The 15,788-nt window shown below is 52.1% G+C and carries 17 protein-coding genes; 9 read left to right on the top strand and 8 right to left on the bottom strand.

Annotated features, from left to right (window positions below; all coding sequences use genetic code 11):
- The first annotated feature begins 286 nt into the window (after positions 1-286).
- Positions 287-829, top strand: coding sequence for an acyl-CoA thioesterase (locus tag QU597_RS06385; protein ID WP_310831866.1), 543 nt, complete (start codon positions 287-289; stop codon positions 827-829).
- A gap of 91 nt (positions 830-920) precedes the next feature.
- Here the strand turns inward: QU597_RS06385 and rplT are convergent, their stop codons facing one another.
- From rplT to QU597_RS06365, 4 genes are all read right to left on the bottom strand, one after another.
- A complete protein-coding gene (rplT, locus tag QU597_RS06380; RefSeq protein ID WP_038587257.1) occupies positions 921-1,280 on the bottom strand; it encodes a 50S ribosomal protein L20 in 360 nt (119 codons plus the stop codon).
- A gap of 31 nt (positions 1,281-1,311) precedes the next feature.
- The gene (rpmI, locus tag QU597_RS06375; protein WP_019912828.1) at positions 1,312-1,512 is read right to left on the bottom strand and encodes a 50S ribosomal protein L35; all 201 of its coding nucleotides are present in this window, start codon (positions 1,510-1,512) and stop codon (positions 1,312-1,314) included.
- A gap of 56 nt (positions 1,513-1,568) precedes the next feature.
- Complete coding sequence (gene infC, locus QU597_RS06370) at positions 1,569-2,066, bottom strand: translation initiation factor IF-3 (protein WP_054939340.1); 498 nt, start codon at positions 2,064-2,066, stop codon at positions 1,569-1,571.
- 296 nt (positions 2,067-2,362) lie between these two features.
- A complete protein-coding gene (locus QU597_RS06365; protein ID WP_206103602.1) occupies positions 2,363-3,601 on the bottom strand; it encodes a glycosyltransferase family 2 protein in 1,239 nt (412 codons plus the stop codon).
- A gap of 411 nt (positions 3,602-4,012) precedes the next feature.
- On the opposite strand from QU597_RS06365, the gene QU597_RS06360 reads away from it, so the two are divergent.
- On the top strand, positions 4,013-4,540 hold the full coding sequence (locus QU597_RS06360) for a phosphatase PAP2 family protein (protein WP_310831865.1): 528 nt from the start codon (positions 4,013-4,015) through the stop codon (positions 4,538-4,540).
- 58 nt (positions 4,541-4,598) lie between these two features.
- On the top strand, positions 4,599-5,714 hold the full coding sequence (locus QU597_RS06355) for an MGDG synthase family glycosyltransferase (RefSeq protein ID WP_236336354.1): 1,116 nt from the start codon (positions 4,599-4,601) through the stop codon (positions 5,712-5,714).
- Between the two features lie 114 nt (positions 5,715-5,828).
- On the opposite strand, the gene trmB is transcribed toward QU597_RS06355, so the two are convergent.
- Positions 5,829-6,545, bottom strand: a complete 717-nt coding sequence (trmB, locus tag QU597_RS06350; RefSeq protein WP_054939337.1) for a tRNA (guanosine(46)-N7)-methyltransferase TrmB — start codon at positions 6,543-6,545, stop codon at positions 5,829-5,831.
- Between the two features lie 207 nt (positions 6,546-6,752).
- Positions 6,753-6,935, bottom strand: a complete 183-nt coding sequence (locus QU597_RS06345; RefSeq protein WP_054939336.1) for a hypothetical protein — start codon at positions 6,933-6,935, stop codon at positions 6,753-6,755.
- Between the two features lie 350 nt (positions 6,936-7,285).
- On the opposite strand from QU597_RS06345, the gene mnmL reads away from it, so the two are divergent.
- The 6 genes from mnmL to QU597_RS06315 all read left to right on the top strand — a co-directional run bounded on the left by mnmL (position 7,286) and on the right by QU597_RS06315 (position 12,332).
- Positions 7,286-8,239, top strand: coding sequence for a tRNA modification radical SAM protein MnmL/YtqA (gene mnmL, locus QU597_RS06340; protein WP_369698840.1), 954 nt, complete (start codon positions 7,286-7,288; stop codon positions 8,237-8,239).
- Positions 8,239-8,844 (top strand): tRNA 5-(aminomethyl)-2-thiouridylate-methyltransferase MnmM, encoded by a 606-nt coding sequence (gene mnmM, locus QU597_RS06335; protein WP_310831864.1) that lies wholly within the window; start codon positions 8,239-8,241, stop codon positions 8,842-8,844. The genes mnmL and mnmM overlap by 1 nt, the downstream gene beginning before the upstream one ends.
- Complete coding sequence (locus QU597_RS06330; RefSeq protein ID WP_310831863.1) at positions 8,845-9,237, top strand: VOC family protein; 393 nt, start codon at positions 8,845-8,847, stop codon at positions 9,235-9,237.
- A gap of 39 nt (positions 9,238-9,276) precedes the next feature.
- Positions 9,277-10,245, top strand: coding sequence for a type I phosphomannose isomerase catalytic subunit (locus tag QU597_RS06325; RefSeq protein WP_310831862.1), 969 nt, complete (start codon positions 9,277-9,279; stop codon positions 10,243-10,245).
- A gap of 88 nt (positions 10,246-10,333) precedes the next feature.
- Positions 10,334-11,296, top strand: coding sequence for an alpha/beta fold hydrolase (locus tag QU597_RS06320; protein ID WP_310831861.1), 963 nt, complete (start codon positions 10,334-10,336; stop codon positions 11,294-11,296).
- A 178-nt stretch (positions 11,297-11,474) separates the two neighbouring features.
- The gene (locus QU597_RS06315; RefSeq protein WP_310831860.1) at positions 11,475-12,332 is read left to right on the top strand and encodes a class I SAM-dependent methyltransferase; all 858 of its coding nucleotides are present in this window, start codon (positions 11,475-11,477) and stop codon (positions 12,330-12,332) included.
- Positions 12,333-12,343: 11 nt separating this feature from the next.
- Here QU597_RS06315 and QU597_RS06310 read toward each other — a convergent pair whose 3' ends face one another.
- Positions 12,344-13,435, bottom strand: a complete 1,092-nt coding sequence (locus tag QU597_RS06310) for a nucleotidyltransferase family protein (RefSeq protein WP_310831859.1) — start codon at positions 13,433-13,435, stop codon at positions 12,344-12,346.
- 399 nt (positions 13,436-13,834) lie between these two features.
- Positions 13,835-15,775, bottom strand: coding sequence for a B12-binding domain-containing radical SAM protein (locus tag QU597_RS06305; RefSeq protein WP_310831858.1), 1,941 nt, complete (start codon positions 15,773-15,775; stop codon positions 13,835-13,837).
- Between the last annotated feature and the right edge of the window lie 13 nt (positions 15,776-15,788).

Raw genomic sequence — 15,788 nt, 5'->3', positions numbered from 1 at the left:
ATTGGATGTCTTCTGTCTTCTGCTTGGACATACCATTAGATCAAATTATAACTGTAAAAAAACCTAAAATCCAGTCTATAAATGACCTCAGGTCAATAATAATTTGCATTTTTTCACAAGAAAACGCTTCCTCTAACATCGTACGTAACCTTTACGGTCATAATATGTTAGAAAAGTTCCGAATTGGCTGAAGAAGCGCACTGTAGACTATAATATTATTGCACACAGATAGAAATTCTATTATCATAAATGCTTACATATTGTAAGAAAAGGGAGTACTGAAACCATGAATGAACTAAATCCTCTTCAAGAAACGCCGTCCTTCAAATACAGCCGGGAATCCCGCGTCTTCAAGACCGGCCGTGTTTTCCCGAATGATGTCAACAATCATAAGACACTGTTCGGCGGCAAGCTGATGAGCACTATAGATGAAGTTGCCTCCATCTCAGCTATGCGTCATTGCCGTAAAAATGTTGTCACAGCATCCACGGACTCCGTTGACTTCCTCCAGCCGATCCGTCCTACAGACTCCGTCTGCTTCGAGTCCTTCGTCTCCTGGACAGGCCGTACAAGCATAGAAGTATTCGTCAAAGTCATCTCTGAGAACCTCTATACCGGAGAGCGCATAGTTGCCGCTACTTCGTTCCTCACCTTTGTGGCTGTCGAAGAAGACGGTACTCCAGCCCCTGTCCCGGCCATCATTCCAGAAACCGACGAAGAGAAGCTGATCAGCGAATCCGCCAATGAACGTTCTGAATTACGTAAGATCAGACGGGCCAGCAGCAAAAAACTCGCCTCACTGCTGAACACCAGCAAATACTGGGAATAAGCCGGGCAGAAGCTGCCGGACCAAGCCGCACAAAAAAAGCACCGTCACACGGGTTACCCCGCAGGCGGTGCTTTTCGGTTAATTATAACACTTACGCGTTGATCTTCTCTTTGGCCACAACAGCCAGGGAGTTGAATGCGTTAAGGTCGTTTACTGCCAGGTCAGCCAGCATTTTACGGTTCACTTCTACTCCAGCCAATTTCAGGCCGAATACAAGCTTGCTGTAGGACAGGCCGTTCAAACGAGCTGCTGCGTTAATACGAACGATCCACAGTCTGCGGAAGTTACGTTTAGTCTGACGACGGTCACGGTAAGCGTAAACCATCGATTTCATTACTTGCTCGTTAGCTGTTTTGAAAATGCGGTGCTTAGAACCGAAGTAACCTTTTGCCAATTTCAATACTTTCTTATGTCTACGACGAACTACAAATCCGCCTTTAACTCTTGCCATATTAATAAACCTCCCAAAAATGTGTGATAAACTATTTCAAGTTAGCTAGTCCTTGTTTCAAACGTCTTACATCCCCAGGGGCCATTACTGGATTGCCGTTCAATACGCGTTTTGCGCGTTTCGATTTGTGGGACAGCAAGTGGTTCTTGTGAGCTTTATAACGCAGTACTTTACCAGATCCGGTAATTTTGAAGCGGCCTTTCAGGCTGCTGTGTGTTTTCATTTTAGGCATGGTGTTTCCTCCTTGAATATTATGCGGCGCCAAATTGCTGTGCAAGTGACTCCAGTTTATTGGGCTTTAGGAGCCAAAATCATAATCATGCTGCGGCCTTCCAGCTTAGGCTGGCGCTCAACAACAGATATATCTTCCACTTCGGTCTTAACACGTTCCAGGATCTTCTGGCCGATGCTAGCGTGGGTAATCTCACGTCCACGGAAACGGACAGAGCACTTCACTTTGTCGCCTTCGCCCAGGAACTTGATGACATTGCGGAACTTGGTTTGATAATCATGTTCCTCAATGTTAGCACGGAACCAGACTTCCTTGATGTCCACGATCTTCTGGTTTTTGCGTGCTTCCTTCTCTTTCTTCTGCGTTTCATAACGGAACTTGCCGTAATCCATGATGCGGCATACCGGCGGTTTCGCCTGCGGTGCTACGTTGACTAAATCCAGATTAAGATCAATCGCCATCTGCAACGCCTCGCGGATCGGCTTAATTCCGATTTGCTCGCCTTCCGCGCCAACCAACCGAACCTCTTTGGCCCGAATTTCATCATTGATCATATGTTCCTTACTGATAATACTCCACCTCCGGATCTTCTTAGGCAATTTCTTTATTGCGGTTCTCCATAAAAAAGGGGTGCCGGTAACTCCCGACACCCCGTGTTTGATCAACGTTCATGAATTATAACATTCATAAAGCATTGAGATCAAAACCAGCTGGCATATTACCAGTCAGGTGAGAAGCCGGTGCTTCTGCTTGCAATCCCTATGTTTTGCATACTTGAATAATATACATTACAGCACAAGCTGTTGTCAACTGTTTTTCCAACAGTATTGTACGAAATACATTTAGCTGATTAGACCTGCTTGCTCTGTACTTCCTCAAGCCGCACGACCCGCGTATGTTTGGTATGGCTCCACTGCTTGTTGTTCTGCGTGAAGAACGCATAGAACGTAATGGGATACCACGAGAGCAGATAGATTGGGAAGACCAGCAGATACAGATATACCTTCTTGAATTTCACCTTCTCCAGCGCCATCGCCAGCAGGAAGGTCAGAATGTTCGCTCCGACTGCAAAATAGCTGAGCCAAATCGGCAGATGACCGTAAATGTTCGCGATATGCGGGCCGTCAAACACGGAAGTGTCAATCCACATGACCGCGGTCATCAGAAAGGTCAGCAGAACGATATATACATTCGCTCCATACAGCGCGAGGTCAAACTTCGTCAGGCTGCGTTCTTTAATACTCTGCCACAGCAGAGGGAAGAAATAACGGCGGGCCACTGTGAAATGTCCCTGCATCCAGCGCAGACGCTGTCTGGAAGACGCCTTGAAAGTGAGCGGCTTCTCATCGAATACCTTGGCATCATAGTTGAATTTCGGGTAGACGCCTTTGGAGGCACTGCGCATGGTGAATTCCAAATCCTCCACCAGGCTTGTCGCTCCCCAGCCCATTTCTTTAAGCAGGGCTGTCTCAAAGCACATGCCGGTTCCGCCAAGGAAGTTCGCCATCTGCAGATTATGGCGCGACAGCTGCCATAAGCGGTTGATGTACCAGTAAGAAACACCATATGCGGCAGTAATCCAGGAATCCTCCGGATTCTTCGTATCGATGTAACCCTGGATTACCCGGGCGCCTGAGCAAAGATCATTGTTCATCTCCATCAGGAATTCTGTATGTGCCAGGTTGTCGGCGTCGAACATGACCACCGCATCATACTGGCGGGGCATAGCCCACAGTTCCTTCAGCATCCATTCGATGGCGTAGCCCTTGCCCCGCAGATTGTTGTTGGTGCGTACACAGGCGTTCATCCCGTGCTCCCTTACGATCTTTGCCGTCCCGTCCGTGCAGTTGTCACAGATGACAAATACATCGTACAGATCTTGGGGATAATTAAGCTGTTTCAGATTCTCCATCAGCGCGCCGACGACTTCTTCCTCGTTGTGCGCAGCCACCAGTACTGCAAATGATTTTTCCGGTGCAAAGTGTTCCTTTTTCTTTTTCTTGCGCAGTCCAAACAGTGAGAATCCAAACTGATAAACTGCAATTGCCGCCAAGATCACTTGGAGCGTAACAAACAATGCGTCTGTCATGATCTTTTGATGCCCCCTTTTTCACTCTTGATATGCCCTTTTTTCTGTCTCTGGCTTGTTAAACGTTGTTGCTGACCCTTTTGTTGCATCCCTTACAATAGATCAAGAGTTTCCCCTTTTTTGCGGGCAGGCGTTCAATTTATTTATATCCCGTTTAAAAGATGTTATAGGGATTCCTGCTGAAACGGACTCCTCATTTTCTCTGTTACCTTTTAAACGCGTTCGGCCTGCTTGAATCATTGTACGGTGTAAGGGGTTCTTAAGTCAAAACTGACAATTTCCGCGCACCGCTGAGCTTTTCCTTGAAATGGACTACCTTAAAAAAGTATGATAAAGACAGCTTTAGGGTATAAACCGGATTAGCTTCAGCAGCGCTTACTATCCTCAGCCGGACTATCGGAGGGACAAGGTATGAGACAATTATTCATGAAACTACTTCTCTGGGAACGCCGCCTTTTCAAATGGATCAACGGCCGCCTGCATAACCCATTCCTGAACTTTTGGCTCTTTTATCTTACCCACCTGGGCGGTGCAACCAGCGCTATCGGCATTAATCTGCTGATCTGGGCCTTTGCTCCCCAGCCGCTCAAAACAACAGGACTTCAGGCACTGACAGCACTGGCCGTCAGCCACCTGCCTGTGGCCGTCGCCAAGAAGCTATACCCGCGCATGCGGCCTTATCTGGCGCTGCCGGGAACGAATACGTTTCACAATCCGCTTAAGGATCATTCTTTTCCTTCAGGCCATACTACAGCTATCTTCGCCTCTACGGTTCCTTATATGGCGGCTTATCCTGCCCTTACCGTTATTCTGCTGCCGCTGGCGTGTATTGTCGGCTTTTCCCGGATTTATCTAGGTCTGCACTACCCCTCTGATGTTATGGCAGGTGCAGTAATCGGCAGCGGCGTCGCGATTGGCACGATCGTTCTATGGATCTGAAGCCTGCTACAAAAGTCTGACCTGCGAAAACCATTTTTGGGAACAGGTGAAATAAAAATTGCGCAAAAAAAGAGTGTTATTACTGTCAGAAGGTTTTGGCGCAGGACATACACAGGCAGCGTACGCGCTGTCGAGCAGCCTGCGTAAATTGTCGCCGGGAGTACAAACGAAGGTGCTGGAGCTTGGAAACTTTCTGAATCCCAAGATGGCGCCTCTGATCGTTTCGGCTTACCGCAAGACGGTAACCACCCGGCCCCGGCTGATGGGCTACGTCTACCGTCACCAGAAATCATTTAACCGTCTTACCACGCTTGCCCTGCACCGCTTATTTTATACACATACACAAAATATTGTGAAGCAGCTAAAGCCCGATATTATCGTCTGTACCCACTTTATCCCTAGTGCTGTGGTCTCACGCCTAAAACGGCTGGACCCGGCCTTTAAGGCACCGCTCGTGACGGTCATAACCGATTACGATGCCCACGCCAGCTGGATCAGTCCGGAGGTGGACCGCTATCTGGTCTCCACCCCCGAGGTGAAGTCGAAGCTGCGCCGCCGCAGCGTGCCCGCCGCCAAAATCCGGGTGACCGGCATGCCGGTACACCCCAGCTTCTGGGAGCACCCGGGACGCGAAGAAATTCTGGAGCAGTTCAGCCTCCAGGATCTGCCGACTGTGCTGGTCATGGGCGGGGGCTGGGGCATGATGAACGACCAGGTAGTGAACGAGGCACTAGCCGGCTGGAGCGATAAGGTGCAGATTGTCTTTTGTCTCGGCAAAAACGAGAAGCTGCTTGGAGAAATGATGAAAGACCCCACATACAGCCATCCTAACATTTCGCTGATCGGCTTCACCCGCGAGATCGACAAGCTGATGGAGGTCTCCGATCTGCTGGTCACGAAGCCGGGCGGAATGACCTGCAGCGAAGGGCTGGCCAAAGGTATTCCGATGCTCTTCCATCACCCCCTGCCGGGACAGGAAGAAGAAAACTGCCGTTACTTTACGTCGGCCGGGCTCGGAGAGCCGATCTCCTCCCTGGAGGTCGTCGATAAATGGATGGAACGGCTGCTCTACAATTACGGGGATGTGCAGGCGAAGCGGAAAAGCCATCTGGAGGATATCGCAAGGTTCCACCCGCTGCAAAGCGCCCAGAGCATTATTGATATGCTCGAATAGGACAGACAAGAACAAGGCGGCATATAAAAATGGCAGTCCGGGAAATCCCGTGACTGCCATTTTTGACGGTTCCTGCCTTGTATGGCTAATGCCCAAACACAGGCATTGCACAGGCTACAGCCGGTATTTGTCCAGGCGTCCGGCCTGATAACGGGCCAATGCCTCTGAGCCGACAATCGCCTCACAGCGCTGAATATTGACACCGCGTCCATAAAATTTGGTTTCATACTCGGTCATGACATGCTCTTCGTTAATGATGCCGTCTGCGTGCAGATCCAAGGAAATATTTTTCATCTGCAGGCCGTAATCGGCAAAAGCATTCAGCGAGAATTCGAACAGGCTGCGCGAATCCGTCTTCAGGTGAATTTCTCCCAGCGGGCTGAGCAGTCCGCGGTATTTGTCAAGAAAACGCGGGTGGGTCAGGCGGCGGCGGGCATGTTTGCTCTTAGGCCAGGGATCACTGAAATTCAAATAGATGCGTTCCAGCTCCCCCGGTGCAAAAACTTCCTCGGCATAGTTAATATTCGCAAGGGCGACCTTCAGGTTAGGCGGTGTCTCCTGCCCGGCCGGTTCCCATACCAGTCTGGCCTTCTCTGCCGCACGGCGGATCAGCTCATCGTACATATCGACGCCGATAAAATTAATATCGGGATATTTGAAGCTCATTTGACTAATAAACTGCCCCTTACCCATTCCGAACTCCACATGGATCGGGTGGTCGTTGCCGAACAATTCTGACCAGCGGCCCTTGAGGCTGCGTGGATCAAGGATCACCAGGTCGGTTTGCTCCTCCAGGCTTTCACGTATTCCTTTTCTTCCGCGTAAACGCATAATATTCCTCCGCTTATCTCTAATACATTACTTATAAATATGAACTCTTAGTATCACTTGAAATATTGTGCCGAACTTGTCCGCAAAAGTAAAGGGATTTAAGGCAAAATAGGAAAAAGGAATTCTCCGGAGGGCAGGAAACGGCCGCTGGAGAATCCCTTTTTTGTTGTATTTGGAATTGGGGTCCACTTTTCAACAGTTCATAGTCTACCTTGACGGAGTATCAAAATCAAATTTCTTCTCGAAAGCGTTTCTGATCTTACGCTGCGCTTCGGTCTTGATCTTGTGATTGCCATTAAATTCAACACCGGTAAGTGCAAGCGCCTCATCGGGAGTCAACTGTACATCAATCGAGCCTTTTCCTTCGGCATATGCCGTTTGAGAATTCATCGTGATCACCTCTTAGGTTTAGTATGGGCGGGACGACACGAAAGTATGAATTCAAGAATGAAATTTTAGTTGGTGCATCAGCTTTTTTACAATTTAAATATAACATATCGTGTAAGCATTAACAAGGTAAACTTGGTAAATAAACAGCCTATTTTTCACCTATTTTCCAGGCGGCAATGTTACGCTATACGCTGATTTTTGATACAATAGACGGGTTAGAAAGAAATGGCTGTACGTCCCTTAACGGAAACCGGCCTTTCTCAGTGAAAATATAAGGATTATGCCGGCTGAAACAACACCCTTCGGCCCTCAAAATAAATGTTCTTATATGTACGAAAGGAGCTTCACCTGTGAGCCTTTTACAGACCCCCTCTCCGCTGCTGTGGGGAGATAAACGTTTCCATACGTGGAACTACGAAATGCGCGAGCACATGGACACGAAAGTCTTCAAGGTTATGCTCGATGCGGGCTTTACCTGTCCGAACCGTGACGGCTCGATCGCCAAAGGAGGCTGTACCTTCTGCAGCGCCAGAGGCTCCGGCGATTTCGCCGGCAGCCGCCGGGATGATCTGGTCACACAGTTCAATCATGTGCGCGACCGCCAGCATCTCAAATGGCCGAACGCCAAATACATCGGCTACTTCCAGGCTTACACCAATACGTATGCTCCGGTTGACGAGCTGAGAGAATATTATGAGGTTATTCTGCAGCAGCCCGGTGTAGTCGGCTTGTCTATTGCGACACGCCCCGACTGCCTGCCGGATGATGTCGTCGAGTATCTCGCCGAGCTGAATCAGCGTACGTATCTCTGGGTAGAAATGGGCCTGCAAACGATCCATAACTCCACTTCGGAGCTGATCAACCGGGCGCATGATACCCAGTGTTATATCGAAGCTGTTGCAAAGCTTCGTGCCCACGGTATCCGCGTCTGCACCCACATCATCCACGGGCTTCCGCAGGAAACCCATGAAATGATGCTGGAGACCGTCTCGGCGGTTGCAGGCATGGATGTGCAGGGAATCAAGATACATCTGCTGCATCTCATGCGCAAAACCCCGATGGTGAAGCAATACGAAGCCGGCCTGCTGCGCTTCCTGGAGCAGGACGAATATGTGAAGCTCATCGTGGATTCACTGGAAATTCTGCCTCCGGAGATGATTGTTCACCGCCTGACCGGGGATGCACCGCGCGAGTCGCTGATTGGACCCTTGTGGAGCCTGAAAAAGTGGGAAGTGCTGAACGCTATCGACCATGAACTGGTTGCACGCGACAGCTGGCAGGGTAAGTACTGGAGGAAGAGCTAATGGGCTTCATGTCTGTCCTTAGCTTTGCTCATAAATTAACCGCCGAACGGCTCGCCTCGGGCGGCAGAGCAATCGACGCCACCGTGGGCACCGGTGCGGATACGCTCGTCCTCGCCAAGGCGGCCGGGCCGCGCGGCGGGGTATATGGCTTCGACATTCAGCCTGCGGCGCTGAAGCTCGCGGAAGAGCGCCTGCGGCTGGCCCGGGAGGAAGCGCCGGATGCGCTGTCTCCCGTGACGCTGCTGCAGCGCAGCCATGCAGCGATGGCAGAAGCCGTTCCGCCGGAATGGCGCGGAACGGTCTCAGCGGTGATGTTCAATCTCGGCTATCTGCCCTCGGGCGATGCCGATAAGACCATCATCACCGAGACGGAGAGCACGCTGGCCGCGCTGGATGCCGCCCTGGCGCTGCTGCGCCCGGGCGGCATTATCACAGCCGTGCTCTATCCCGGCCATGACGGCGGCGACCGCGAAGCCGCCGCCGTCGAATCCTGGGCGGCAGGACTCGCCCAGCCGCATGCGCAGAGCATTATATACCGCCAGCTGCAGCGGGCCTCCGCCCCGTATGTTGTTGCTGTAGAGAAGAAAAAAGGAGCTGATATCTGAATGGCAGTAAGCAAGATCGAGCATATCGGCATCAAGGTTGCACAGCTTGAGCAATCCCTTACGTTCTACCAGGAAGTCATCGGACTTACGCTGCAGGATATTATCGGCGAGCCGGGCAGCGGGCTGAGGCTGGCCTTCCTGAGCTTCCCCGGACAGACCAGCGTAGAGATAGAGCTGATCGAACGGGTGTGGACCGGCCTGCCGGATGAAGGCAAGGTCAGCCACGTCGCCTTTACCGTTACCGGAATTGAGGCCGAGCATAGCCGGATTGCCGCGCTGAAGCTTCCTGGCCTGACAGAAGTCAGCACGCTGGCGAACGGCAGCCGTTATTTCTTTTTTGACGGGCCGGACGGTGAAAAGCTGGAGTTCTTCGAGTCTACCCGCAGCAATTAGAGAAACAGCATTATCAAAAACGGAGAGGAAGATACTGTGATGACAAAACCATATCCACTTAAGTTTCAACCGGAGTTCAAAGAACGCGTGTGGGGCGGCCGGGCCCTGGAAAAATTCGGCCTTAACCTGCCGGAGGGCCATATTGGCGAAGGATGGATGATCGCCGATCATCCGAACGGCGTCTCTTCCGTTGTGAACGGCGAATTGGCCGGACAAGGCCTCGACCAGATCCGTGAGCAGTTCGGGCAGGAATGGTTCGGAAGCAAAGGCATCTCCGAAGCAGGCGGACGGTTCCCGCTGCTGATTAAGCTGCTGGACTGCAACGACAATCTGTCCGTACAGGTGCATCCTACAGATGATTATGAAGGATTGCCTAAGGGTGAACTCGGCAAAACAGAAATGTGGTATGTGCTGGACGCTAAGCCTGATGCCAAAATCATCTACGGCCTGAAAGAAAACGTCACCCGCGAAAGCCTGCGTGCCGCGCTGGAGAACGGTACAGTGATGGACAGCATGCAGGAAATCACAGTCTCTGCAGGCGACGCATTCTACATTCCCGCCGGCACGGTCCATGCGCTCTGCGCCGGAGTCGTTGTAGCGGAAATCCAGCAGAATTCGGATACTACATACCGGATTTATGACTACGACCGTCCCGGTCTTGACGGCAAGCCGCGCGAGCTGCATATCGAAGATTCGCTCAACGTAACCGCTTATGAAGGGGCTGGGGCCACTTCGATGAAGACAGATAGTGCAGTTCCAGGAGAATGGCTGCAAATCGCCTCCTCCCCTTATTTCATCGTTGAAAAAGGGGTTGTAAACGGTGAGTGGAACCTGTCCACCACCCCGGACAGCTTCACTATCCTGGTCATCTGCGAAGGCAGCGGACATCTGACATGGGAAGGCGGCTCCCAGCCTTATGCCGCAGGAGAATGCTACCTGCTGCCGTCTACCCTTGGAGCCTATGGCATCGAAGGCCGTTCCACGGTGCTCCGTTCTTATTTGCCATAAAGCAAGCCCTTCCGTGAATAGACTATAGCAGCAGTTGGTTTTGTACGGCGTTGCTCACAAAACTAGGTTACTTTCAGGAGGACAGGCGATGAGGGAAAACAGTTTTACAATGACCGATCCTCTCGGTGTCAATATCCATGTCTATGAATGGCTGCCTGAACCGGAGGCTCCGGTCAGGGGGGTAGTGCAGATTGCCCACGGCATGTGTGAGACGGCTGCACGTTATGCCCGGTTCGCCTCGGCACTGACGGCGGCCGGGTATGCGGTCTATGCCAACGATCACCGCGGCCACGGCAAAACGGCAGGCAAGGTGAATCTGCTAGGCGATACCGGCGAAAACGGCTTCTACTGGATGCGGCGCGATATGCTGCAGCTTGCAGGCATTGTGCAATCCCGGCAGGAAGGCTTGCCGCTCTTCCTGCTCGCTCACAGCATGGGCTCCTTTCTGGCCCAGAAGCTGATGTGCGAGCCAGGCAGCGGAGTGTACTCCGGTTTCATTCTCAGCGGCACCAACGGGCCCCGCAGCATGCTTCGGGCCGCTGAATCTCTGGCGGCAATGCAGCTCAGACTGCAAGGGGCACACCACCGCAGTGTACTGATTAACGGCATGGTATTCGGTCCCTATAACCGCAACTTCACTCCGATCCGGACTGCGTTCGACTGGCTGAGCAGTGATCCACAGGAGGTGGACCGGTTCATTGCCGATCCGTTCTGCGGGGCAATCTGTACCACCCGCTTCTTCCGTGATTTCTTCCGGCTGCTGCGCGATATTCATTCCCGGGAAACGCTGCTAACGTTATGCAAAGATAAGCCGGTATTTCTATTCTCAGGGGCCAAAGATCCTGTAGGCATGAACGGGCAAGGTGTGCTGCGCCTGGCTGCTATATATAAGGACCAAGGGCTAAGCGATGTAGAGTACCGTCTTTACCCGGAAGGCCGGCATGAGATGCTGAACGAAGTCAACCACGATGAGGTCACTGCCGATGTGCTGGATTGGCTGGTCCGCCATCTTCCGGCCGAGTCCCTGCTGCTACAGCCGGCTGCAAACTAAAGACAACTCAAACATATAGATTATTTACAAAAGACAGGGCATCCGTTATTAACGGAATGTCCTGTCTTTTTGGGCTGAGCGTAGCAAAGCTTCATCCGAGGCGGTATGCCTGAGAAATGTTATAGACATCTGCTCAGCCCGGCTGTACAATCCATCCAAAATAAGGAGGAATGTGGAAATGAGTTACTCAGGAAACAAGGGTTCGGAACAGGATCTCGAGCAAATCCTCGAATATTACAATGCCGGAACCGAAAAGGACCGCCTCACGCGGGGTATAGGTGTCATCGAATGGGAACGCAGCAAAGTCATCATCTCCAGATACCTGAGCGGGAACAAACAAGTTATCTATGATGTCGGAGGCGGCACCGGTGTCTACTCCCGGTGGCTGGCAGAGCTGGGTCATGAGGTCCATCTGCTGGAGCTGTCTCCCGCTGCCGTAGAATATGCCAGAAATCTGCAACAAAAGGAGAATACCTTCCCACTCCACAGCATCGAGGTGGCGGATGCCCGTCAGCTGCTTCGGCCGGATGAGAGCGCCGACCTTGTGCTGCTCATGGGGCCGCTCTATCATCTGACGGCCAGGGAGGAGCGGATTGCCGCGATCCGCGAAGCTGCAAGAGTGCTCAAACCAGGCGGAATCCTGATTGCTGCCGGGATCTCCAGATTCAGCTCCACGTTATGGGGTCTGTCCGTTTTTGGCGCGAAGAATGAATTCATCGATGATTCGGTATTCTTCGGGATGATCAGACGGGAACTTACCGAAGGACAGCATATCCGACCTGAGGAATATCCGCATTTCATCTCAAGAGCTTTCTTTCATCTGCCCTCAGAATTAAAAAGCGAATTGACCGATGCCGGTCTCACTCATCTGTCTACAGCTGCTGTCGAAGGACCAGTCTGGATCGTGCCGGCATTCAGTGAAAAGTGGAACGACCCCGGCAGCCGGGAAGCACTAATGCAAATAAGCTCCCTTGTTGAAGAACAAGAGAGCTTGCTGGGAATGAGTCCGCATATGCTGGCGATTGCCCGGAAATAACAGGCAGGGAGCTAGTCTTCCCAGGGCATGACCTGCAGCTCCGGCCATTTCTTTTGCCATTTGATTGTCTTGCTTCGGTAAATCTCTTCACTAATCAGCACCTTATTCGGTCTTAAGGTCAGACTGAACAAATCCTTCAGGCCAAACGGGGCGTAGATGTGCCACTCTCCGTTCCCGTCCAGCCTGGCCCCGAGCGCAGTCACCGTTGTCGGCCAGCTGTCGATGGCAGCCTCCAGACTGGGATAAGGCTGAAGCCTGACTCCGAACCTATCCTCATACCAGAGATGGACGCGGGCCTGATTCTTAATATCCACCGGGATAGCAATCCCGGAAAAGTACTCCCGCCCCTTAGTAATGAGATGATCCTCTGCTGCAAAGCTCAGATCATCCGGATCAAAATAGATGAGATCGATATCCCCGATGCCGTAATCCGGAGCCCGGCCGGTTAGCTCATTCCATACGGTCTGCACCAGACAGCCCGCTCCGATGTAATACGGGTACGGCTCCATGAACTGAGCCTTGCGAAAGACGTCCATCAGCAGCCGGCTCCGGGAGAAAATACCGGTCAGGCGCCCCCGGAGCAGGAGCTCTTCATCCGGGTTATCTTGCGGCAGGCCAAGCTCATACTGCAGAATCTTCTGCGGCCCTTTGCTCCCGGTCCGGCGCAGCCCGTGATCACGAAATCCGGCGCCGAGGTAGAGATGACCCGCGGGAAGATTCCGCTCGTTGACGGTCAGCACGATTTCATGAACTGCCGGAAGATGGGTGCGGACAAAGGCTGGCAGCAACGTCATGGCAGCCTTGGCGATCCCCCGCCCCTGGCTGGCATAATCCACCAGGAATGCCCGTACCAGCACCGCCCACTGGTAATCCTTGTAGAACTCAGCGATACGCTTACCGGTATGCAGGATAAAAAATCCCGCGGCTTGACCGTCCTCCGCAATGACTACTGCAAGTTTGTCCGGATCACTTAACGCAGCGTCCAATGTCTCTGACGGCAATGCGGTAAATTCCGCCTGCTCCGGGGGAAGCTGAAACGCCATAAGCTGCTCCTTGAAGTTCTCTTCATACAAAACCAGTGAAATCCGCCCGGCCTCTCCCACCGCCGCATCTCTCCTTGCTTCTAGAAATTATATGGATTAAAACTGAACCTATAGTATTTATGCCGGATGCCCTAGCGGGAAAATCTCCACCTAAACCTTCCATTTTCGCCTAAGATCGTACTTTAGATGGAAAACCTCCAGCTAATTTCTCTTAAAACACAGATTTTGAGCTATAGGGGGAAATTAGCGGGAGAAATTCCCGCTCATATTCATCTTCGTCCCGCCCAGAGGAATTTAGGTGGAGGAAATCCCATTATTGTGTCCCTGTTCCGCAAAACAATCGTTTTCAATGCAGCTCATCATTCTGAAAAGGGCAGGGGGGAATTTTTCTCCGGGCAAACGGTCCCCCGGATCAAAATCACCTGCCACCGATTTCCACTCTGTAGAGTGCAGCAGATATTAATTTAACGGCAGGGTGTAATACTGCGCACGCTGGCTCTCATCCTGCTGGTACAGCACGATGAGCAGAGTGCTGCCTCCTGCTTCCGGCAGGGCCTCAGCGACGGCTGCAGATGTTCCGCTGCCTGCTGCAGCAACTGCTAATGCACTATCCCCTTGTGAGCGCGGCTTCCCTGCGGGTTCGGTCATAAACTCCGGAGCAACCGCATCAGCATCAGCTCCACCTGCTCCAACGGCTTCAACAGCCTCAACAGCGTCAGCCGCATCCGCCCGCAATCCGCTGATCGAATCCAGTACCGTTTCCAGATGAAACGGCAGCACTTCCAGAACCGTGAACTTCTGCAGCTCCCGCTCGTTGAACCCCGCTTCAGCCAACGCTGCGGATACCCGCTCCGGATGAGCGGCTATCTCCTTCATATGACGCGCCCAGTCCCCTTTGTCCATTGCATGATCCCACCAGATTTTGCGCGGCTTGTACTTGTGGCCCAGGAAATAATCCAGCTTCATCAGCCCGGTGATAATATCCATGGAAGGTGTACCGCTGTCCGTCAGGAACGCATGCAGCCGTGTAAACAGGTCCTCCAGCTGGTGGCCGATTTTTTGCCAGCCCCGCTCCTCCCAGTAATCGCCAAACGCCTGGAAGAAATCAAACGGTGACGGGAACACATGGCGGATCAGATATTTTACAGTATGATCAAGCCGGTGGCTGTTCCAGTATTTCTCCAGCACATCCTCCAGCCGCTTCAGCCGGATAATATCGGAGAATGGCATGACATGGCTGCTGAGAATCTCATAAGGCGCATGCTCCATGTACGTGTAGTCGTATTTGGCCGCCTGGGCGCGCAGGCCGGTTCCACGCAGCATTTTGAGGAAACCGAGCTGCAGCTCCTCCGGCTCCATAGCGAATACGTCATTGAAGGTTTTGCGGAAGGTGGCGTAATCCTCCTGCGGCAGGCCGGCAATAAGATCGAGATGCTGGTCGATGTTGCCGCTGGCTTTGATTTTCATCACCGTACGGGACAGCTTCGCGAAATTCTGGCGGCGTTTGACCAGCTCATTGGTCTCGTCATTAGTTGACTGTACACCAATTTCGAACCGGAAGATGCCCGGAGGTGCATTCTCGGCCAGAAAATCCAGCACTTCAGGACGCATGATGTCTGCCGTAATCTCGAACTGGAACACACAGCCCTGATGGTTGTCGATCAGAAACTGGAACATTTCCATCGCATAGCTGCGGTTAATGTTAAAGGTGCGGTCCAGGAACTTAATGACCTTCGCCCCGTTATTGATCAGATAGAGCAGATCGGACTTCACGCGTTCAATATCGTAGTAACGCACGCCTACCTCAATGCTCGACAGGCAGAACTGGCAATTGAACGGACAGCCCCGGCTGGTCTCGAAATAGACGATCCGCTTGCTGAGATCCGGCAAATCCTCTGTGAACCGGTGTGGTGTCGGCAGGGTGTTAAGGTCGCTCTTGGGACGCGGCGGATTGACAATCAGCTCCTCGCCTTTGCGGTAGGCAGCCCCGTAGACAAAATGGAACTTGCGGTCATCCCGCAGTTCCTGCAGCAGATGGTGAAAGGTCTCCTCCCCGTCCCCGTTCACGACAAAATCCACGCCGGCTTCACGCTTCATCCAATAGAGCGGTTCGTACGAAACCTCCGGCCCCCCTAGTACAATCGCCACCTCGGGCAGCACCTGCTTGAGGATACCGACCAGCTTGATCGTCTCCTCGATATTCCATATATAACAGGAAAAGCCGATGACATCAGGCTTCTTCTGAAAGAGGTCAGACACGATATTCATCACGGGATCTTTGATAGTGTATTCTGCCAGCAGAATATCCGGAAACTCATGCTCACTGTATGCCTTAAGCAGGCGGATTGCGAGTGAGGTATGGATATACTTGGCATTTAATGTAGCCAGGACGATTCTCATGCCTTATTACCTT

The organism is Paenibacillus pedocola (assembly GCF_031599675.1).
Taxonomy (GTDB): domain Bacteria; phylum Bacillota; class Bacilli; order Paenibacillales; family Paenibacillaceae; genus Paenibacillus_AQ; species Paenibacillus_AQ pedocola.
Note: the sequence above shows the minus strand (reverse complement) of the source record. Positions and strands in the feature narration are given on the sequence as shown.